This window comes from Pseudoduganella lurida, assembly GCF_007830455.1.
GTDB lineage: Bacteria > Pseudomonadota > Gammaproteobacteria > Burkholderiales > Burkholderiaceae_D > Rugamonas > Rugamonas lurida.
The window spans coordinates 73,272-92,447 of the sequence record NZ_VLLB01000009.1; the positions used below are offsets into that span (position 1 = coordinate 73,272).

The following is a 19,176-nucleotide window of genomic DNA, read 5'->3' on the forward strand; positions in this document are numbered from 1 at the left end:
CTAGAAGCGGTTCCAGTTGTTGCGGCGGTGTTCGGTGGCTTCCTTCATCAGGTGGCTGGCGCGCTGCGGGTCGGCCACCGTCAGCGCCAGTTCATGCAGGGCCGGCGGGTATTCCCGTTCGGCCGATTCTTCCAGCAGCATGCGGGAGCGTTCGATGTCGCGCACCACGCCATCCCCTTCGCGGTAGGCATACGACAGCAGGAACATCGCATGCGCGTTGCCCAGTTCGCTGGCCAGCTGCAGCCAGCGCGCCGCAGTGGCCGCATCGCGCCGCACGCCGTCGCCGTTCTTCGCCATCAGCCCCAGCATCAGCGCCGCCTTCGCCTGGCCGCCCTCGGCCGCGCGCTGGTACCACGGCCATGCCGAGGCCGGCCCGGCACCACCACCACCAGCACCAGCACCAGCACCGGCACCGGCACCAGCACCAGCACCAGCACCGGCACCAGCACCGGCACCAGCACCAGCACCGGCACCGGCACCGGTGCCGGTATCCGTACCTGCAGCGCTGCTGGCCGCCGTGCGATACAGCTCGCCGAGGTGATAGGCGGCTTGCGCATCGCCTGCCAGCGCGGCCTGGCGCAGCAGGGTCATTGCGTCGTCCCGCCGTTCTGGACGGGCGCGGTACAGGATGCCCAGCTCGCGCCGCGCCACCACGCTGCCGCCATCGGCCAGCGTGCGCAGCTGGCGTTCGGCGGCCATGTCACCGCGCTGGGCGGCCGCCATGCCCAGCGTTTCGATGCGTGCCGCGTCCGGTGGCGGCTCGTTGCCGCAGCCGGCAAGGGCCACGGCCACCGTCAGCGTTGCCAGCAGGCGGGCTGCCATCATTTCCACCGTCAGCATTGCCAGCAAACGGACTGCCATCATTTCGACAGGTCGATGGCGTACTTGGCAAAGCCGCTGGCATCCAGGCCGCCTTCGCCGCTGACCACGTTCACGCCATTGGCGCGCGCGATCGCCAGGTGGCCCGGCGCGGAGCGCAGGATCACCGGGCCGGCCGTCTTCACCTTGGCGAACGACCAGCTGCGCGCATTGCCATTGGCCGCCAGCGTGACCTTGCCACCGCCGGACGTGCCCAGCTTCTGCAGGTAGTTCGACACGACGGCCTGGTTGGCATCGGGTGACTTGATGATGGTCTTGCTGCCATCGATGCCCGGCACGTTGCCGCCGCCGCCCGCGCGGTAGTCGTTGGTGGCGACGATGAAGTCGTCGCCATCGGCCACGGCCTTGCCCAGGTAAGTGAGGTTGGCGATGCGGCTGCCGGCCGGCTTCGTCACGTCGATCTGGTACGTCAGCGCGTTGTTCTCGGCATAGAACACGTCGTAGTTGTAGATCGTGCCGTAGCTCGGCACCAGGTCCTGTTCTGTCGTCTTCGCCGGATCGATCTGGCCGAACTGGCTGGCGGAAGCTTCCAGCCATTTCTTCAGGTCCGCTCCCTTGATCTTCACGGCCTGCAGGTTGTTGTTGCTGTACAGGTAGATGTCGCCCGGATTGCGGATCTGCAGGCCCACCGGCGCGGCCGGCGTCGCGCCCGGTGCCACGTCCGTGAAGTCGGAAGGACCGTTGCGGCCGGCCTTGAACGGCGCGCTGCACGAGATCACCGGAATGGTTTTATAACTGGCCAGCGTGGCATCGGTGGACGTGGCGATGAAGTTCTTCACGTAGTCGATCTGCGCCTGGTTCACCAGCTGGATCGCCGTCACGTCGCCCACCAGCGAGAAGTACGAGGACATCTCGAAATCGGTGGTCACGCCGAGCGGCTGCTTGGCATAGGCGATGGTGGCCGCGTGCTCGGTGGCGATCAGCGTGGCGATGGACGCATCGGCCGCCACATTGGTCACGCCGTCCTTGTACTTGAAGCCGCGCGATTCCACCGTGGTCTTGCCCGGCTGCGCGACCCACTTGCCACCCTGGTACACCATCGTCATTTTGATGATGCCCAGGCGCCGGCCCCAGCTCTGCGCCATCACGGTCGGCACGCCGTTCACGAAGCCGTTGACGGCATCGATGTTGGCGCTGGCCGGCAGCGCGGCAAACGACGGGTCGAGCGCCGCGGCACCCGTCTCTTTCCCCTTCGGGAAGATCAGGTGCGAGTGGCCGATCATCAGCGCATCGATGCCGGTGCCGGCCAGGTGGTAGCTGGGGTTTTCCATCTTCGGGCTGTACGGCGCCGTATCGAGGCCGCCGTGCGACAGCGCCACGATCACGTCGGCACCCTTGCTGCGCATCTCGGGGATGTACTGCTGCGCCGTTTCCTTCGCACCGGAGACGGCCACCTTGCCGGCCAGGTTCTTCTGGTCCCATTCCAGGATTTGCGGCGGCACGAAGCTCATGATGCCGATATTGAGCAGCACCGAGGTCGGGCTGCCATCCGGTGCGGTGGCCGTGAAGGCGCGCGGCAGCAGCTTGTAGGGCTGGAAGATCGGCTTGCCGCTGGCGACGCCGGTGACATTGCTGAGCACCAGCGGGAAGGCCGGCGCGCCGCAGGTGCCGGCCGGCTTCGTCACGCCGGGGATATTGAAGTCCGTGTTCGTGACCTGCGACAGGAACGGCAGGCCGTAGTTGAATTCATGGTTGCCCATGCCGCCGCCATCGTACTTCAGCGCGTTCATGGCCTTGTGCACGGCCAGCGTGCCGGAGCAGGGCACCGGCGTCGTCACGGCCTGCAGGTCGCCCAGCAGCGTGCCCTGGATCACGTCGCCATCGTCGAGCAGCACATTGTTCGGGTTTTCCGCGCGGGCCGCCGCAACGAGCGTGGCGGTGCGGTCCATGCCCAGGCTGGTGTCCTCGGCCAGCGCGTAGTAGTTGTAGCCCAGGACGTTGGAGTGCAGGTCGGTCGTTTCCATCAGCGCGAACGTGACGGTGGTGCCTTCGGCGATCCTGTCGGAGGCCGGGGAAGCGGGCAGCGTCGGTGCATCATGGTCGTTGCTGCCGCAGCCCACCACGCCGGCCGCGATCAGCGCTGCCAGCATCACGTGATTCTTCTTCATTGCTTGTCTCCCCGAATGGAAAATAAAGCGCGACTTTAGCCGTGGCGTATGACGCCGCGATGACAAAAAAATGCCCCGCACGGGGCGAGGCATCCAGGTTCAAGGGTGGTGGCAAGCTGGTAAATCGGTGTCAGACACCATGAAGCCGCTGTCGGACACCAATGCCTCAGAACTTCACGTGCAGGCGGGCGAAGTACGAGGTGCCGTTCAGGCCGAACTGCACGCTGTCGTACTTGAAGCCGTTGTCCGTTTCGTCGGCGTTCTGCGCCGTCGGTTTCGCATTGAACAGGTTGTTGCCGCCCGCCGTGATCTTCACGTTCGGGTTGACCGTGTACGTGAAGGCCAGGTCGGCGGACGTCTTCGCTTCGTAGTGCAGGTTCGGCACGCCGGCTGCCGTGCCGCTGAACGTGCCCAGCGTCTGCGGGCCGAAGTGGATGATCTTGAAGTCCGTCTCGACGGGGCCCGTGATGTAGTCGAAGCCCAGCGTGACCTTGCGGCGCGGGCCGCCCTGCTCGATGAACAGGCGCTCGCGTTCGGACAGCAGCACGTCCTCGTAGCCGCTCAGCGAAGCGGGGGCGTGGATGTCTTCCACTTCCGTCTTGCTGAAGTTCGCCGCCAGGAACGTCGTCAGGCGGTTGCCCAGCAGGGTGCCACGGTGCGACGCGGTCAGGTCGATGCCGCGCGTCTTGGTGTCCACCGAGTTGACGAAGAACTGCGCCTGGCCCACGCCCAGCGTCGACAGGCGTGCCGCCAGTTCCGGGTAGTTGTCGGCATCGAAGCGGCCGGACAGCACGATGCGGTCGCGGATGCGGATCTGGTACAGGTCGGCCGTGACGGAGACGTTCTCCAGCGGCGTCCAGGTGGCGCCCAGCGTGAAGCTGGTGGACTTTTCTTCCTTCAGCGGCGGGATGCCGGCCAGGTTGGCGACGGCGCCGCCGTTCGGCGCGAGCACCACGTCGGTCGGCACGCCGCCGATGAAGTCCGTGAACGTGGACGAGAAGTAGCGCTGCTGCAGGGACGGGGCGCGGAAGCCGGTGCTGGCCGAACCGCGCAGCAGGGCAGTTGGCGTCAGGCGGTAGCTGCCGGCCAGCTTGCCGGTCCAGGTGGAGCCGAAGTCGCTGTAGTTTTCCCAGCGCACGGCGGCCTGCAGTTTCGCGGCGTCCGTCAGGTCCGCTTCCGTGTCGAGGTAGACGGCGCTGCTGTGGCGGCGCGCGTTCGTCTCGTCGCCGGGCTGGAAGCCGGGGAAGCCCTGGCTGCCCGCGTTGCCGCCTTCACCCACGCCATCGGCATCGATGTAGGAACCCGGTTCGCCGGCGAAGATCTTGTACTTCTCGACGCGGTACTCGGCGCCGAAGGCCACGTTCAGGCCCTTGCCCACGATGCCGTTGAAGTAGCGCGAGAAGTCCAGGTTGGTGGTCCACTGCTCGAACGAGAAGCCGCCCGCATCGAAGCTGTTCGGGCTGATGCCCTTGCCGCCACCCAGCAGGTCGGCATTGGCGATCGACGCGTTCAGCGTGTTGGCGATGTCGTAGCGCAGGCGGTTGTAGCCGTAGGTCTGCGACAGGTCGGCATTCCACTCGCCCAGCTGGGCGCGGTGGCCGACGGTGGCGTAGCGGTCATCGAGTTCGCCGTTGATGAACGGGACGAAGCCGTCCGGGTACATTGCCGCCGAGTTGCGGCTCGGGATATCGTCCGAACCGATGCCGCCACGGCCGAACGCGGCCGACGACGCGTCGCGCTTCTGCAGGCCGCCCGTGAAGTACAGCCGGCCGGTGTTGTTGAACGCGCCGGTCGGGATCTCGCCGTTCACGTACAGCGTCTTGTTCTTGGTCTTGCTGTCGCCGATGATGCGGGGATTGTCCGGCTCGGAGCGGTCGGAGCGGCCCCGGTCCAGGTATTCGGCCGTGATGCCCACCACGCCGCCGCCCAGCGCGATGCCGCAGTAGGCGGACGCCAGGTAGTTCTCGCCGTCACCGGCCGAGTACTGGCCATAGCCCGCCACGGCTTCGCAGCCCAGGCTTTTCTTCAGGCCGATGTCCATCACGCCGGCGATGGCATCGGAGCCGTACTGGGCGGCGGCGCCGTCGCGCAGCACCTGCACGTCCTTGATGGCCAGCATGGGGATTGCGTTCAGGTCGGTGCCCGTGTTGCCGCGGTTGCGCGCGCCGAACAGGTTGACCAGCGCGGTGGAATGGCGGCGCTTGCCGTTCACCAGCACCAGCGTCTGGTCCGAGCCCAGGCCGCGCAGCGCGGCGGAGTCGATCAGGTCGGCGCCATCGGCACCGGACTGGCGTGTGGAGTTGAACGAGGGCGAGATATTGGTCAGCGTCTGCGACAGGTCGAACTGGCCGCCCCGTTCGGCCGCGGCCGTCATCGGGATCACGTCGACCGGCACCACGGTGTCCGTCGCCGAGCTGGTGATGCGGCGCGAACCCACCACGCTGACCGACTGCATCGGCTCGGCCGTCGTGGCCTGGGCCAGCACGGCGGGCGAGAAGGCAAGGGCGGTCGACCCGTACAGGGCGGACAGGACGGCAAGGCGTAGCGTGGACACGGCATTCTCCGATAAGCAAAACGGCGATTTTATCGGCACGACCGTGCTTGCACTAAGGGCAATTTTGAGGTTGTCACAAATTTGCACTGCCATTGTAAAAATTGTTTATTTGCTTTCACAGTGCTGGCAAATCTGCTAAGCGACCAATCTTTATTCAACTGGATGGTTGAGCTGCCGAACAATATCGCCTTTGATAATGCATGTCCCGGGGGCCTGGCCCCAGGACACGGGCTCGGCAGTGCCAAACGGGGTGTAGAATACTGGACGTTTATACAGTATTTTGCTCACCTTATGTCCAACCCTGCACCGCCACAAGGCCTGCCACCATATGCCGAACTGTTCTGCATGACGAACTTCTCGTTCCTGCAGGGCGCCTCGCATGCGGAAGAGCTGGTGGCGCGCGCGATCGAACTCGATTACACGGCGCTGGCCATCACGGACGAGTGTTCGCTGGCCGGCGTGGTGCGCGCCCATGGCGAGGCGAAGGGGGCGGGCTGGCACCACAACCTGTTGATCGGCAGCTGGTTCCGCCTCACCAACCACCAGGGCGAGGAGTCGCTGACGCTGCTGGCGCTGGCCACCAACCGCAACGGCTACGGCAATCTCTCCGAGCTGATCACGCTGGGCCGCACGCGCGCCGAGAAGGGCCATTACGTGCTGCGCGCGGAAGACATCGCCGCACCGCCGCCGGAGCGCGTCCACCTGCGCGGCCTGCCGGACTGCCTGCTGATCCTGCTGCCGGCCTATCCCGTGTGGGAGCACGAGGACGTGGACCGGCTGCACGTGCAGGCCGCGTGGATGGCCACCAATTTCGGCGAGCGTGCCTGGCTGGGCCTGAACCTGCTGCAGCGCGCCTTCGACGAAGGGCACCGCCAGAGCGTGGAGGAGATCGCCGCGCAGCATGGCCTGCCGGTCGTGGCCGTGGGCCATGTGTGCATGCACGTGCGCTCCCGCAAGCCGCTGCACGACACGCTGTCCGCCGTCCGCCTCGGCAAGCCGGTGGCCGACTGCGGCTACGACCTGGCGCAGAACGCCGAGCAGCACCTGCGCCCGCGCGTGCGGCTGGCGAACGTCTATTCGCGCGAGGCGCTGGCCGAAACGGTACGCATCGCGAAGCTGTGCACCTTCTCGCTGGACGAGCTGCGCTACGAATACCCGAACGAGCTGATACCGGCCGGGCACACGCCGGCCTCCTACCTGCGCCAGGAAGCCTACCGCGGCGCCCACGCGCGCTTCGAGAGCGGCATCCCCGCCAAGGTGCAGCAGCAGATCGAGGACGAGCTCGAACTCGTGGCGGAGCTGCAGTACGAATACTTCTTCCTGACCGTGTACGACATCGTGCGCTTCGCCCGCTCGCAGGAGATCCTGTGCCAGGGCCGCGGCTCGGCGGCGAACAGCACGGTGTGCTACTGCCTCGGCATCACGGAGGTCAATCCGGCCGAGAGCACGCTGCTGATGGGCCGCTTCATCTCGCGCGAGCGCGACGAGCCGCCAGACATCGACGTCGACTTCGAGCACCAGCGCCGCGAGGAAGTCATCCAGTACATCTACGCAAAATACGGCCGGCACCGCGCGGCGCTGGCCGCCACCGTGATCTGCTACCGGCCGAAAAGTGCGCTGCGCGACGCCGGCAAGGCGCTGGGCATCGACCTGGCCATCGTCGAGAAGGTGGCCAAGTCGCACCACTGGTTCGACAGCAAGCACGAGCTGCTGAACCGCTTCGCCGAATGCGGCCTCGATCCGGACACGCCGCTGGCCAATGCCTGGGCCAGCCTGGCGCAGAAGATGCTGGGCTTCCCGCGCCACCTGTCGCAGCATGTGGGCGGCTTCGTCATCGCGCAGGACAAGCTGTCGCGCCTCGTGCCGATCGAGAACGCCACGATGAAGGACCGCAGCGTGATCCAGTGGGACAAGGACGACCTGGAGGAACTGGGCCTGTTGAAGGTGGACGTGCTGGCGCTGGGCATGCTCACCGCGCTGCGCCGCGCGCTGGACCTGATCGCGGCGCGGCGCGGCGAACAGTTCCGCATGCAGGACGTGCCGCGCGACGACACGGCCACCTACGACATGATGTGCGCCGCCGATACCATCGGCGTGTTCCAGATCGAGTCGCGCGCGCAGATGACGATGCTGCCGCGGCTGCGTCCGCGCCGCTTCTACGACCTGGTGATCGAGGTGGCGCTGGTGCGCCCCGGCCCGATCCAGGGCGGCATGGTGCACCCGTATCTGCAGCGCCGCCTCGATCCTTCGCTGATCGACTATCCGGAAGGGCTGAACGACGCGCTCGAGCGCACGCTGGGCGTGCCGATCTTCCAGGAGCAGGTGATGCAGGTGGCAATGATCGCGGCCGGCTTCTCGGCCGGCGAGGCGGACCAGCTGCGCCGCGCGATGGCGGCCTGGAAGCGCAAGGGCGGCATGGACAAGTACCGCGGCCGCATCGTCGAGGGCATGACGGCCAGGGGCTACGACATCGAGTTCGCCAACCGCATCTGCGAGCAGATCCAGGGCTTCGGCGAATACGGCTTCCCCGAATCGCACGCGGCCAGCTTCGCGCTGCTGACCTACATCAGCTCGTGGATCAAGTGCCACGAACCGGCCGCCTTCCTGTGCGCGCTGCTCAACAGCCAGCCGATGGGGTTCTACGGACCGTCGCAGCTGGTGCAGGACGCCAGGCGCCATGGCGTGGAAGTGCGGCCGCTCGATGTGAACATCAGCGGCTGGGATTCGACGCTGGAGGAGAAGGACGCCGGGGTGCGATCCGGCCTGCAGGATGGAAAAGCGCACGGCGATCAACCTGCCGTGCAGGATGGGACAACGCACGGCGATCAACCCGCCGTGCGGTTGGGCATGTCGCTGATCCGCGGCATGCGCGTCGAATCGGCCGAACGCATCGAACAGGCACGCGGCCTGCGGCCGTTCGCCAGCGTGGCGGACCTGGCGCGCCGCGCCCAGCTGGAACGGCACGACCTGCAGGTGCTGGCCGGCGCGAATGCCCTGCAGGGACTGGCCGGCAACCGCCGCCAGGCCCTGTGGGAAGCGGTGGGCGCCGCGCCGGACAAGGACCTGCTGCGGCCCACCATGCCGGTCGAAGAAGCGCCGGCGCTGCGCCCGCCGAGCGAAGGCGACGACATCATCGGCGACTACCGCTCGCAGGGCCTGACGCTGGGCCGCCATCCGCTGGCGCTGCTGCGCCCGCAACTGCTGCAGAAGCGCTTCCTGCCGGCCGAGGTGCTGAACACCTTCGCGGACGGCCAGCTGGCGCGCGGCGCCGGCATCGTCACCGTGCGGCAGCGGCCCGGCACGGCGAAGGGCGTGCTGTTCATCACGATCGAGGATGAAACGGGCAACGTCAACGTGATCGTCTGGCCGGACCTGGTGGACCAGTACCGCCGCGAGGTGCTGGGCGCGTCGCTCCTTGGCGTGTATGGCGTCTGGCAGCAGGAAGGCATCGTGCGGCACCTGGTCGCCAAGCGCCTGGTGGACCTGTCGCCCCTGCTGGGGCGCCTGCCCACGTCGAGCCGCGATTTCTGCTAGCTGTCCGCTGCTGGATCAGCCGGCGGCAGTGCAAAGGGCGAGTCGGCCGCCGGCGGACATGTCAGAACGGCCGTGGCGCCGGGGCGCCGCACGCTGGCCTGGTCGCGGCCGCAGACATTGTCCATCGTCGCCGGCGTGAAGGACCGCAGCACCTTGCCATCCGGCGCCAGCACCACGCCGCGGCCGCCCACCAGCACGCTGTCATGGCAGTCCTCGTCGCGGCAATAGCGCACGCAGTCCTGGCATGCTGCCGCCTCGCCATCGTGGAAGGCCTCGCACTGGTCATACACGGGCGCGACCACCACCGTAAAGCGTTCCGCCGCGAAGTAGCCGCATTGCCGCCGGCCGGTTGCCGAGCGGGCCGTGAAGCGGCCGATGCCATGTTCCGCATCCGGATAATCGAAGTCGCCCGTATGGCGGATATCGGGCACGGCCACCTTGCCCCTACGGTCGACGGCCAGCAGTTCGCGGGGCTGGTCGACAATGATCGTGGCCATGCCGTAGCGGTTCCAATCCAGTCTCGCCAGGTAGCGCGGCTTGACACGGCGCTCGCTGCCGGTGCCGGTGAAGCAGGCCGCCGTCCATCCGTCACCGTTGCGGGGGCAGGTCGCCGCGGCCTGCGCCAGGGACGGGCCCAGGCCCAGCCAGGCCAGCAGCAATAGCGCACGGATCATTTCGGCTCCTGCATTTCGGCTCCTGCATGAGTTGTCGAATCGCTGCGATGGTAGACCATTTGCGATGCCGGCAGCGGGCAACATGACGTCGCGACGGTCGAGTCAGGATTTCTGTTGAGCCCCGCACATATGGAGAGCGAACCACCGCACGCACGTTTCAAAGTGCCGCAGCCGCGGACCGGCGGCCACGCTAGCATGACTGCTCGATCATTGCCCGCCAACGGGAGGTAGCCATGGACCAGCCGTACCACACGACACTGAGCATTCGCGACGCCGACCTGCCGCGTGACGAGGCCATCGTGCGCGAACTGTTCCGCGAATACGCCGCCACGCTGGGTTTCGAACTGTGCTTCCAGGATTTCGCAGCCGAGCTGGCGAACCTGCCCGGCAAATACGCCGCGCCCCGTGGCCGCATCCTGCTGGCCTGGGATGGCGCGCACGCAATCGGCTGCGTGGCGCTGCGCCCCGTCGATAACGAATGCGCCGAAATGAAGCGGCTGTTCGTGCGGCCCGGTTACCGGGAGCGCCGGCTGGGCCGCGCACTGGCCGAGCGCATCTGCGAAGAAGCCCGCATGGCCGGCTACCGCACCATCTGCCTGGACACGCTCGGCACGATGACGACCGCGGTGAAACTGTACACGGAGTTGGGTTTTACACCGATCCCGCCCTACATTTACAACCCGCTTCCCGGTGCGTTGTTCCTGGGGCGGAGCTTGCGGGTATCCTGAACGCCGCGCCGATGGAATTTTCATAAAAGATAATCGCCCGCCGGTGGCCGGAAACGGTAGCATGGGCATTATTCCAACTGGAGGAGAAGCCATGCCATCGCAAGATCTGTCACCCCTCGCAACGCTGCGTGTCGCGCTTGAACCCTATCCGGAGGATGCCCGGCAACTGACGTTCACCCCTAATGAAAGCGCGTTTACTGCCCCGGTAGAAGTGGCTGCGGGCGAGCTGGAAGACAAGGCCACCACGCTGGCCGGTCTGGCCGACGGCACCATTACCCCGGGCGCCGTGCCGTTCGGGCAAGGCGATGGTGTCCGCGTGAATTTCAAGTACACCGGCCAGGGCGCGAATGATCTCCAGCTGCTGTTCGAGATTGCCTACCCCGGCCCCCAGGGCTATGAAACGGTCACTGCCGAAGCGCCTGTCAGCGCAGCATCGCAAGCACGTTTCGCGGCGGGACTGCGGCAGTTGCTGGAGGATGGATCGGGAACGTTTGACTGGACAGTGGCGGACTGAAGACGGAAGCCGCCGCGGCAAAAACAAAACCCCCGCATCGGCGGGGGTTTTGTTTGAACGGCAGCGCAATACTTAACGCGGCGGCTTAGTGCGGTGGCAGGTGGCCGTCCACGTAAGGGGCGCCGGCTTGCTCCAGTGCGCGGCGGGCAAAGGCGCCCAGCGAACTGGCCAGACGGCTGAGCGACACGGAGCCTTCTGCGGACACACGTTTCACTGCGTTGATGGCGTAAGTCATGATGACCTCCTGAATAAGTGCTTCGAATGAATTGCTTCGACAATGAAGCCAGTATGGGCGCATCGAAGATATAAATCCAATTTCGATTTTAGATTCTCGGTATATTCCAAACGTATATCTTGGCGCAATCCTGGTATTCACGATCTGCATAATTGTTTGGCATATCACATCCGGTGTGACCATTCGGAGCAATCCACGCATGACCGCAGTGCGTTTGCCGTTCTCTTAAAGCCGTGATGCCGAAAGCTTCTTCGCCGGACACGGACCTTCTGCGCTATGGCAAAGACGAGCTTTTTGTCTGGAGCGACCTGTTGCGCCTGTCGCGCGGTCCGGCATGGCTGCGACGCAGGTGATTCGCACGCACCCATTTTCGCTCGCCGGGAAAAAGCACGGAAAGGTATTCCCAGGCGTTGCAGGGCAGGTGCCGGTACCGGCTCACGAATTTGTTCGGTGACGTCGGCACCCCTTCGAACATCAGCTGGTTGCCGATGACGACCGCTTCATCGTCCGGTCCGTTCAAGTAAAGGCGCAAGCGCGTGCCATGGGGCAGGAACAGCTCCTTCCAGTGATAGCCGCGTGGCACGTCGGCTGCTTGCACGCCCTGCCTATCCGCGAACCGGGCGGCGCTCGCCCGATCGGCCAGCCACGTGTCGACAATCGCTGTAAGCTCGACCGCCAGGTCGACTTCGTCTTGCCGATTTTCAAAGTGCTGGATCAGTTTGACCAACGTAGCGGGTGCCAGTCCCACGGCCGTCATGTAAGTCATCGCTATTTCCTCCGCCGGATTCTCTATCGCTCTCGAACGCCCTCGAATACCTCTGAATGTTCGACTCGGCAGTGGCGGAAGAGTTCAATTCAGGGCATTGCAGGACCAAGGAGAAAAATGCGCAGAAATTGAAGAAAATTTCCCAGAGGGGCAACTACATTCCAGCTGTTCACAAGCTCCGGCGTGATGCATAAATCCGAATTGGGGCGGAGGAATACGACGCGGACAAACTAGGCAGCCGTCATGCTGCGTGTGAAATCAAAAGGCCCTGTCAGCGATTACCGGACGGCATAGTTTCACCGGAAAACGTCAAAGAGGGTGATGCAGCGCGGACTGCCAGCGCCGGATGGAGAATGCGCATTAGCCCGTTCCAGATGGCCGCGGGCAAGGACGACCGTACAGCAGAAATAAGTCTGAGGAGGAACTGGTTCAGTCGTGAAAATGTTACCCCTCTGGGAAACTTTTTCCAATTTTGAGTCGTGGCGCTCTTTTACGCCCGATTGCCCTCGAATGCTCTCCAGCTGCTCCCGCATAGAAGGCAAAAGAGGGCGTTTGATGGCAAAAAAGCGGAAGGATGAGAATTTGAAGAAAATTCACTTGATGGAGTCGGGCCGGATACCCACCCTGTTCGTGCCGCGGCAAACTCGACTGTGGTGCTGAATCGACGGTACGCGCCTGCTTCCAGCTGCTTCCTTTCCGCTTCTGCTGCCGCTGCCGCTTCTGCTACCACAGCTCCTGCTACCGCTCCTCCTGCTACCGCTCCTCCTGCTCCTACCGTCGCTCTGTCAACCACCGGCCACCCCGCCAGCCGGCCGTTACAGGCAGCACGCCACACGCGACACGCTATACGGCACAAGTCACACACCGCCAGCCGCCAGCCGCCCGTCCGCCGCCCGTCACGCGCGATCCATCAAACTCTATCCGTCACACCCCATCCGTCACACGCCATCCGCCGCACGCCTTGCCGCCTTGCCGCCGCTTGCCGCGCGATGCAGTTGCAGCGCGATGCATTCATCCTTTTCCTCGACCGCATCGACCCTACGAGGTCCACACCGAAGAACGCGACGGCAGCGAGGCGCTTTCATCCTGCTCGCCCAATGCCTGCGCCCCAGAACCGTAACCCGGCGCCGACCGCCGGCCACACACCCAACCCGACCAGGCCCCAACCGTGCCGCCCCAGTCCCCGGTCCCCAGTCGCCCAGTCCCCAGTCGCCCATGGACCGGCACCCATCGCTGTGGCCTGTCCGGAATCCCGTCAACATCGCAGTTCGCCATTCACAGCTGAGCCGTTGCGCTGCCCGACAGCCCACCCATAAAATATTCTGATGGACAATCTGACCTTCCGCCCGGCCACCCCTGAAGACGCCCCCGCGATCGCCGCCCTGATCATGGCGCTGATGCCCTTCCTGACGCAGCATCCGTCAGGCAAGGGCGCCGAACAGTTCATGGCCAGTGTCGGCATCGACGGCCAGCGCCGCTACCTTGCCCAGGAACGGTACCGTTATCACGTGGCGATGGAGGATGGCTTGCTCGCCGGCATCGTTGCGATGCGCGACAACGCCCACCTGTTCCATCTGTTCGTCAGCGAATCCCTGCACGGCAAGGGCCTTGGCCGACGGTTGTGGGAGCTGGCACGGGACGAAGCGATCGCGCTGGGCAATCCGGGCAGCTTTACCGTGAACGCGGCGGTGCGCGTGATGGCGATGTACCGGCATCTCGGCTTTGTACCGGAAGGGGAGCCGGTAGCGCACGATGGCATCGTGGATGTGCCCATGCGCTGGACGCAGCAACTAACCGGGACATGAGAAAACGCCCAGGACATGAGAACAGGCTACCCGAAAACGCGCTCTGGAACGAGAAACGCGCCCTCGCTGGAGAGCGCGTTAGCGGCCGGCAAGGGGTTATCCGGCGGGCCGCAGCCGGCGGTCCGCGCAGGACACAACCGGTGAGGGGAGGGCGGCGGCGGAACATCCGCCAGCCGCCGAATGCCTGCTGCCGTTACAGCAGATCGCGGTCCAGCGTCGAGCCGGTCGAGCGGCTGGTGGTGCCGTAGTAGCTGTGGATTTCCGTGGTCCAGGCCTGGTTGGCCATGTCGGGCCAGTTGTCCTTGTCGAAGCCGGGCGCGTTCTCGATGCGCTCCTTGTCGATGTTCAGGCGCAGCTGGTGGTTGGCGGTGTCCAGCGCCAGCGCTTCCCAGGGAATCGCGAACAGCTTTTCGCCGATCGTCAGCACGCCGCCCGAAGCCATCACCACGTAGGCGACGCGGCCGCTCTGCATGTCCAGCATGATTTCCTTGACGGAGCCCAGGTGCTCATCCTTCAGGTTGTGGATGTGATCGCCAATGATCGTGTCGGCACCCATCAGGCGCGGGCCGGGACCCTGATTGTCCTGCTTGCCCTGGTCGACGTAGTTGCCGTATGCATCGCGTTCGTAGCTCATGGTTGCCTCCTGTTGAATGCTGTTGAAGTGGAGTCCATTGTGGACGCCCGATGGTGTCAAGTCTGTTAGTTTTCGCACAATAAACCGACACTCTCCGACCCACGCCGCGTCGGGCCAGAGGCAAGGGGAGGATGATGAGGCGGGCGGATTACGCTATAATTTCAATTTCCCGCATCGTGCCCGTTCGGGCACCTCATCTCGCAATGACCAAATTTGTCTTCGTCACTGGTGGCGTCGTCTCGTCCCTTGGTAAGGGGATCGCAGCCGCCTCCCTCGCCGCCATCCTCGAATCGCGCGGCCTCAAAGTCACCATGCTCAAGCTGGACCCGTACATCAACGTGGACCCGGGCACGATGAGCCCCATGCAGCACGGCGAAGTGTTCGTCACTGACGATGGCGCGGAGACCGACCTGGACCTGGGCCACTACGAGCGCTTCATCAGCACCCGCATGCGCAAGGTGAACAACTTCACCACCGGCCAGATCTATGAATCCGTGATCCGCAAGGAACGCCGCGGCGAATACCTGGGCAAGACCGTCCAGGTGATCCCGCACATCACGAACGAAATCCAGGATTACATCCGCCGCGGTGCGGAAGGCTACGACGTGGCGCTGTGCGAAATCGGCGGTACCGTGGGCGACATCGAATCGCTGCCGTTCCTGGAAGCGGCACGCCAGCTCAGCCTGCGCGCCGGCCGCAAGAACGCCGCGTTCGTGCACCTCACGCTGGTGCCGTACATCGCCTCCGCCGGCGAACTGAAGACCAAGCCTACCCAGCACTCGGTGCAGAAGCTGCGCGAGATCGGCATCTTCCCGAACGCGCTGCTGTGCCGCGCCGACCGCGCGATCCCGGAAGACGAGCGCGCCAAGATCTCGCTGTTCTCGAACATCGAGGAACGCGCCGTGATCTCCGTGTGGGACGTGGACACGATCTACAAGGTGCCGCAGATGCTGAACGACCAGGGCCTGGACGCGATCATCTGCGAGGCGCTGGACATCGATCCGGCCCCGGCCGACCTGTCGATGTGGGCGAACCTGATCCACACGCTGGAACATCCGAAGCAGGAAGTCTCGATCGGCATGGTCGGCAAATACGTCGAACTGACCGAATCGTACAAGTCGCTCACGGAAGCGCTGCGCCATGCCGGCATCCACACGGAAAGCCGCGTCAACATCGAGTACATCGACTCGGAAGAGATCGAGGCGAAGGGCACCGGCGACCTGGCCAAGTACGACGCGATCCTGGTGCCGGGCGGCTTCGGCAAGCGCGGCGTGGAAGGCAAGATCAAGGCGGCGCAGTATGCCCGCGAGAACGGCATTCCCTACCTGGGCATCTGCCTGGGCATGCAGGTGGCGCTGATCGAATACGCGCGCCACAAGGCCGGCCTGACGAACGCCAACTCCACTGAGTTCGAGCCGCAGACCGACCAGCCGGTCGTCGCGCTGATCGACGAGTGGCAGAACCAGGACGGCAAGGTGGAGAAGCGCGACGTGAACTCGGACCTGGGCGGCACCATGCGCCTGGGCGCGCAGGCCTGCGCCGTGAAGCCGGGCACGCTGGCGCACGAGATCTACGGCGGCGTGGTCACCGAGCGTCACCGCCACCGCTACGAGGCGAACAACCACTACCTGAGCCGCGTGGAAGAAGCGGGCCTGGTGGTGGCGGCCCGTACGCCGACGGAAGACCTGTGCGAGATCATGGAACTGCCGCGCGAAGGCGACAATGCGCACCCGTGGTACATGGGCGTGCAGTACCACCCCGAATTCAAATCGACGCCGCGCGACGGCCACCCGCTGTTCAAGTCGTTCATCACGGCGGCGCTGGAGCATAAAGCGCGCGGCGCATCGGCACAGCAAGGAGAGGCAGCATGAAACTCTGTAACTTCGACATCGGCCTCGACCAGCCGTTCTTCCTGATCGCCGGCACCTGCGTGATCGAGTCGCGCCAGATGGCCTTCGACGTGGCCGGCGCCATGAAGGAAATGACGGCCGAACTGGGCATCCCGTACATCTACAAGTCGTCGTTCGACAAGGCGAACCGCTCCTCCGGCACGTCGTACCGCGGCCCCGGCATGGAGAAGGGCCTGGAGATCCTGGGCGACGTGAAGCGCGAACTGGGCGTGCCGGTGCTGACGGACGTGCACTCGATCGAAGAGATCGAGATCGTCTCGTCGGTGGTGGACGTGATCCAGACGCCGGCCTTCCTGTGCCGCCAGACGGACTTCATCACGGCCTGCGCCCAGTCCGGCCTGCCCGTGAACATCAAGAAAGGCCAGTTCCTCGCACCGCACGACATGAAGAACGTCATCGACAAGGCGCGCGCCGCGGCGAAGGCGAAGGGCCTCAACGAAGACAACTTCATGGCCTGCGAACGGGGCGCCTCGTTCGGCTACAACAACCTGGTGTCCGACATGCGCTCGCTGGCGATCATGCGCGAGACGGGCGCCCCTGTCGTCTTCGACGCGACGCACTCCGTGCAGCTGCCAGGCGGTAACGGCACCTCGTCCGGCGGCATGCGCGACATGGTGCCCGTGCTGTCGCGCGCGGCCGTCGCCGTGGGCGTGGCCGGCCTGTTCATGGAAACCCACCCGACGCCGGCCACCGCGCTGTCGGACGGCCCGAACGCGGTGCCGCTGGGCCGCATGAAGGAACTGCTGTCGACGCTGATCGAACTCGATCGCATCACGAAGAAGGCCGGCTTCCTCGAGAACAGCTTCGAGTAAGCGCTGTCGTCGCTGTTTCACTGAAAGGGCCCGCGCCACCATGGCTGCCGGGCCCTTTCTGCATTGGCGGCCGGTTTTTTCATTTACCGCCAGGCCTTTCCCGTTCGGCCGGCGGATCGTTTTCCATCGCCTGCCGGGCCCGTTTTCACTGGCGAAACCGGTGCCGTAGCCGAACAATGTAGTAGGGCGCTCTCCTTCCCTACAAAGCCATCCTCTGTTACCCTTGCTGCAATTTTGCGCTGGCTTCAACGAAGCCGCGGCGCACGTCACCGTTACCCAACTTGGAGACTACCCATGAGTGCCATCGTAGACATCATCGGCCGCGAGATCATCGACTCGCGCGGCAATCCTACCGTCGAATGCGACGTGCTGCTGGAATCGGGCGTGATGGGCCGCGCCGCCGTGCCGTCGGGCGCGTCGACCGGTTCGCGCGAAGCCATCGAGCTGCGTGACGGCGATCCGAAGCGCTACTTCGGCAAGGGCGTGCTGCAGGCCTGCGAGAACATCAATACCGAGATCAGCGAAGCCATCATGGGCCTGGACGCGAACGAACAGGCCTTCCTGGACCGCACGCTGATCGACCTGGACGGCACCGAGAACAAGGGCCGCCTGGGCGCCAACGCCATGCTGGCCGTGTCGATGGCCGTCGCCAAGGCCGCCGCCGAAGAAGCGGGCCTGCCGCTGTACCGCTACTTCGGCGGTTCCGGTTCGATGCAGCTGCCGGTGCCGATGATGAACGTCATCAACGGCGGCGCGCACGCCGACAACAACCTGGACATCCAGGAATTCATGATCATCCCGGTGGGCGCCCCGACCTTCAAGGAAGCCATCCGCTACGGCGCCGAGGTGTTCCACACGCTCAAAAAAATCCTGCACAAGCAGGGCCTGACCACGGCGGTGGGCGACGAAGGCGGCTTCGCACCGTCCGTCACCAATCACGAGGAAGCCATCAAGCTGATCATCCAGGCCATCGAGGAAGCGGGCTACGAGCCGGGCACGCAGATCGCGCTGGGCCTGGACTGCGCCGCCTCCGAGTTCTACAAGGATGGCAAGTACGTGCTGGAAGGCGAAGGCCTTTCCTTGAGCGCGACCGAATTCACCAACCTGCTGGCCACCTGGGCCGACAAGTACCCGATCATCTCGATCGAGGACGCGATGGCCGAAGGCGACTGGGAAGGCTGGGCGATCCTGACGGAAGCGCTGGGCAAGAAGGTCCAGCTGGTGGGCGACGACCTGTTCGTCACCAACACCAAGATCCTGAAGGAAGGCATCCAGAAGAACATCGCCAACTCCATCCTCATCAAGATCAACCAGATCGGCACGCTGACGGAAACGTTCGCCGCCATCGAGATGGCCAAGCGCGCCGGCTACACGGCCGTGATCTCGCACCGCTCGGGCGAAACGGAAGATTCCACGATCGCCGACATCGCCGTGGGCCTGAACGCGCTGCAGATCAAGACCGGTTCGATGTCCCGTTCGGACCGCATGGCGAAATACAACCAGCTGCTGCGCATCGAGGAAGACCTGGGCGACATCGCTTCCTACCCGGGCCGCGATGCGTTCTACAACCTGAAGTAAAATGCTCTAAACTGACAGCAACTTTTTGACAAGACGCCGGCCGGGTTCTCCCGGCCGGTTCTTCATTTCCCTATGCGTTTGATAACCCTTGCCCTGGCGGCACTGCTGCTGCTGATCCAGTATCCACTATGGCTGGGGAAGGGCGGATGGCTGCGCGTGAAGGACCTGGAACAGCAGGTCGAAGCCGCCCATGACAAGAACGAAGAGCTGCGTGGCCGCAACGCCAAGCTCGACTCCGAAGTGCGCGACCTGAAGGACGGCACCGGCGCCGTCGAGGAGCGCGCGCGCTACGAGCTGTCGATGATCAAGCAGAACGAGATCTACGTGCAGATCCTGCGCAAGGGCCAGGCCGCCGGCGACGGCGTCACGCCCGCACTGCCGGCCAGCGAAAAGCCCGAGAAGCCCGCGCGTCGCTGAGCTCGTGGCCTGGTGCCAGGCACCGGGA

Annotated in this window: 15 protein-coding genes; 8 read left to right on the top strand and 7 right to left on the bottom strand. The window is 64.9% G+C overall.

Annotated elements, in window-relative coordinates:
* The 3 genes from IP91_RS21255 to IP91_RS21265 all read right to left on the bottom strand — a co-directional run bounded on the left by IP91_RS21255 (nucleotide 1) and on the right by IP91_RS21265 (nucleotide 5,541).
* A complete protein-coding gene (locus IP91_RS21255) occupies nucleotides 1–864 on the bottom strand; it encodes a tetratricopeptide repeat protein (RefSeq protein WP_229474782.1) in 864 nt (287 codons plus the stop codon).
* Nucleotides 861–2,987, bottom strand: a complete 2,127-nt coding sequence (locus tag IP91_RS21260) for a bifunctional 2',3'-cyclic-nucleotide 2'-phosphodiesterase/3'-nucleotidase (protein WP_145651716.1) — start codon at nucleotides 2,985–2,987, stop codon at nucleotides 861–863. The genes IP91_RS21255 and IP91_RS21260 overlap by 4 nt, the downstream gene beginning before the upstream one ends.
* 166 nt (nucleotides 2,988–3,153) lie before the next feature.
* Nucleotides 3,154–5,541 carry a TonB-dependent receptor plug domain-containing protein gene (locus IP91_RS21265; RefSeq protein WP_229474784.1) on the bottom strand — a complete coding sequence of 796 codons (2,388 nt, stop codon included), beginning with the start codon at nucleotides 5,539–5,541 and terminating at the stop codon, nucleotides 3,154–3,156.
* Nucleotides 5,542–5,832: 291 nt separating this feature from the next.
* Here IP91_RS21265 and IP91_RS21270 point away from each other — a divergent pair, with 291 nt between their 5' ends.
* Nucleotides 5,833–9,075, top strand: a complete 3,243-nt coding sequence (locus IP91_RS21270; RefSeq protein ID WP_145651720.1) for an error-prone DNA polymerase — start codon at nucleotides 5,833–5,835, stop codon at nucleotides 9,073–9,075.
* On the opposite strand, the gene IP91_RS21275 is transcribed toward IP91_RS21270, so the two are convergent.
* Nucleotides 9,072–9,749, bottom strand: a complete 678-nt coding sequence (locus IP91_RS21275; RefSeq protein WP_145651722.1) for a hypothetical protein — start codon at nucleotides 9,747–9,749, stop codon at nucleotides 9,072–9,074. The genes IP91_RS21270 and IP91_RS21275 overlap by 4 nt on opposite strands.
* A gap of 233 nt (nucleotides 9,750–9,982) precedes the next feature.
* Here IP91_RS21275 and IP91_RS21280 point away from each other — a divergent pair, with 233 nt between their 5' ends.
* Together IP91_RS21280 and IP91_RS21285 are read left to right on the top strand one after the other, a co-directional pair.
* Nucleotides 9,983–10,477 (top strand): GNAT family N-acetyltransferase, encoded by a 495-nt coding sequence (locus IP91_RS21280; RefSeq protein ID WP_145651724.1) that lies wholly within the window; start codon nucleotides 9,983–9,985, stop codon nucleotides 10,475–10,477.
* Between the two features lie 61 nt (nucleotides 10,478–10,538).
* Nucleotides 10,539–10,991, top strand: coding sequence for a hypothetical protein (locus tag IP91_RS21285; RefSeq protein ID WP_145651726.1), 453 nt, complete (start codon nucleotides 10,539–10,541; stop codon nucleotides 10,989–10,991).
* Nucleotides 10,992–11,076: 85 nt separating this feature from the next.
* On the opposite strand, the gene IP91_RS26115 is transcribed toward IP91_RS21285, so the two are convergent.
* Together IP91_RS26115 and IP91_RS21290 are read right to left on the bottom strand one after the other, a co-directional pair.
* Nucleotides 11,077–11,226, bottom strand: coding sequence for a hypothetical protein (locus IP91_RS26115; RefSeq protein ID WP_158643184.1), 150 nt, complete (start codon nucleotides 11,224–11,226; stop codon nucleotides 11,077–11,079).
* Between the two features lie 274 nt (nucleotides 11,227–11,500).
* Nucleotides 11,501–11,992, bottom strand: a complete 492-nt coding sequence (locus tag IP91_RS21290; protein WP_145651728.1) for a hypothetical protein — start codon at nucleotides 11,990–11,992, stop codon at nucleotides 11,501–11,503.
* A 1,325-nt stretch (nucleotides 11,993–13,317) separates the two neighbouring features.
* Here IP91_RS21290 and IP91_RS21295 point away from each other — a divergent pair.
* Complete coding sequence (locus tag IP91_RS21295) at nucleotides 13,318–13,797, top strand: GNAT family N-acetyltransferase (protein ID WP_229474786.1); 480 nt, start codon at nucleotides 13,318–13,320, stop codon at nucleotides 13,795–13,797.
* A gap of 193 nt (nucleotides 13,798–13,990) precedes the next feature.
* Here IP91_RS21295 and IP91_RS21300 read toward each other — a convergent pair whose 3' ends face one another.
* Nucleotides 13,991–14,431 carry a PRC-barrel domain-containing protein gene (locus IP91_RS21300; RefSeq protein ID WP_145651730.1) on the bottom strand — a complete coding sequence of 147 codons (441 nt, stop codon included), beginning with the start codon at nucleotides 14,429–14,431 and terminating at the stop codon, nucleotides 13,991–13,993.
* Between the two features lie 203 nt (nucleotides 14,432–14,634).
* Here IP91_RS21300 and pyrG point away from each other — a divergent pair, with 203 nt between their 5' ends.
* From pyrG to ftsB, 4 genes are all read left to right on the top strand, one after another.
* Nucleotides 14,635–16,302, top strand: a complete 1,668-nt coding sequence (pyrG, locus tag IP91_RS21305) for a CTP synthase (RefSeq protein ID WP_145651732.1) — start codon at nucleotides 14,635–14,637, stop codon at nucleotides 16,300–16,302.
* Nucleotides 16,299–17,153, top strand: a complete 855-nt coding sequence (gene kdsA, locus IP91_RS21310; RefSeq protein ID WP_145651734.1) for a 3-deoxy-8-phosphooctulonate synthase — start codon at nucleotides 16,299–16,301, stop codon at nucleotides 17,151–17,153. Before pyrG ends, kdsA begins: the two co-directional genes overlap by 4 nt.
* A 294-nt stretch (nucleotides 17,154–17,447) precedes the next feature.
* Nucleotides 17,448–18,731 (top strand): phosphopyruvate hydratase, encoded by a 1,284-nt coding sequence (eno, locus tag IP91_RS21315; RefSeq protein WP_145651736.1) that lies wholly within the window; start codon nucleotides 17,448–17,450, stop codon nucleotides 18,729–18,731.
* Nucleotides 18,732–18,803: 72 nt separating this feature from the next.
* Nucleotides 18,804–19,148 (top strand): cell division protein FtsB, encoded by a 345-nt coding sequence (ftsB, locus tag IP91_RS21320; RefSeq protein ID WP_145651738.1) that lies wholly within the window; start codon nucleotides 18,804–18,806, stop codon nucleotides 19,146–19,148.
* Nucleotides 19,149–19,176 lie beyond the last annotated feature (28 nt).

Bases quoted from the DNA above. Each gene is read 5' to 3' on its own strand.
- IP91_RS21255 (WP_229474782.1), bottom strand. From the start codon at position 864: ATGATGGCAGTCCGTTTGCTGGCAATGCTGACGGTGGAAATGATGGCA.
- IP91_RS21260 (WP_145651716.1), bottom strand. From the start codon at position 2,987: ATGAAGAAGAATCACGTGATGCTGGCAGCGCTGATCGCGGCCGGCGTG.
- IP91_RS21270 (WP_145651720.1), top strand. From the start codon at position 5,833: ATGTCCAACCCTGCACCGCCACAAGGCCTGCCACCATATGCCGAACTG.
- IP91_RS21275 (WP_145651722.1), bottom strand. From the start codon at position 9,749: ATGATCCGTGCGCTATTGCTGCTGGCCTGGCTGGGCCTGGGCCCGTCC.
- IP91_RS21280 (WP_145651724.1), top strand. From the start codon at position 9,983: ATGGACCAGCCGTACCACACGACACTGAGCATTCGCGACGCCGACCTG.
- IP91_RS21285 (WP_145651726.1), top strand. From the start codon at position 10,539: ATGGGCATTATTCCAACTGGAGGAGAAGCCATGCCATCGCAAGATCTG.
- IP91_RS26115 (WP_158643184.1), bottom strand. From the start codon at position 11,226: ATGACTTACGCCATCAACGCAGTGAAACGTGTGTCCGCAGAAGGCTCC.
- IP91_RS21290 (WP_145651728.1), bottom strand. From the start codon at position 11,992: ATGACTTACATGACGGCCGTGGGACTGGCACCCGCTACGTTGGTCAAA.
- IP91_RS21295 (WP_229474786.1), top strand. From the start codon at position 13,318: ATGGACAATCTGACCTTCCGCCCGGCCACCCCTGAAGACGCCCCCGCG.
- IP91_RS21300 (WP_145651730.1), bottom strand. From the start codon at position 14,431: ATGAGCTACGAACGCGATGCATACGGCAACTACGTCGACCAGGGCAAG.
- pyrG (WP_145651732.1), top strand. From the start codon at position 14,635: ATGACCAAATTTGTCTTCGTCACTGGTGGCGTCGTCTCGTCCCTTGGT.
- kdsA (WP_145651734.1), top strand. From the start codon at position 16,299: ATGAAACTCTGTAACTTCGACATCGGCCTCGACCAGCCGTTCTTCCTG.
- eno (WP_145651736.1), top strand. From the start codon at position 17,448: ATGAGTGCCATCGTAGACATCATCGGCCGCGAGATCATCGACTCGCGC.
- ftsB (WP_145651738.1), top strand. From the start codon at position 18,804: ATGCGTTTGATAACCCTTGCCCTGGCGGCACTGCTGCTGCTGATCCAG.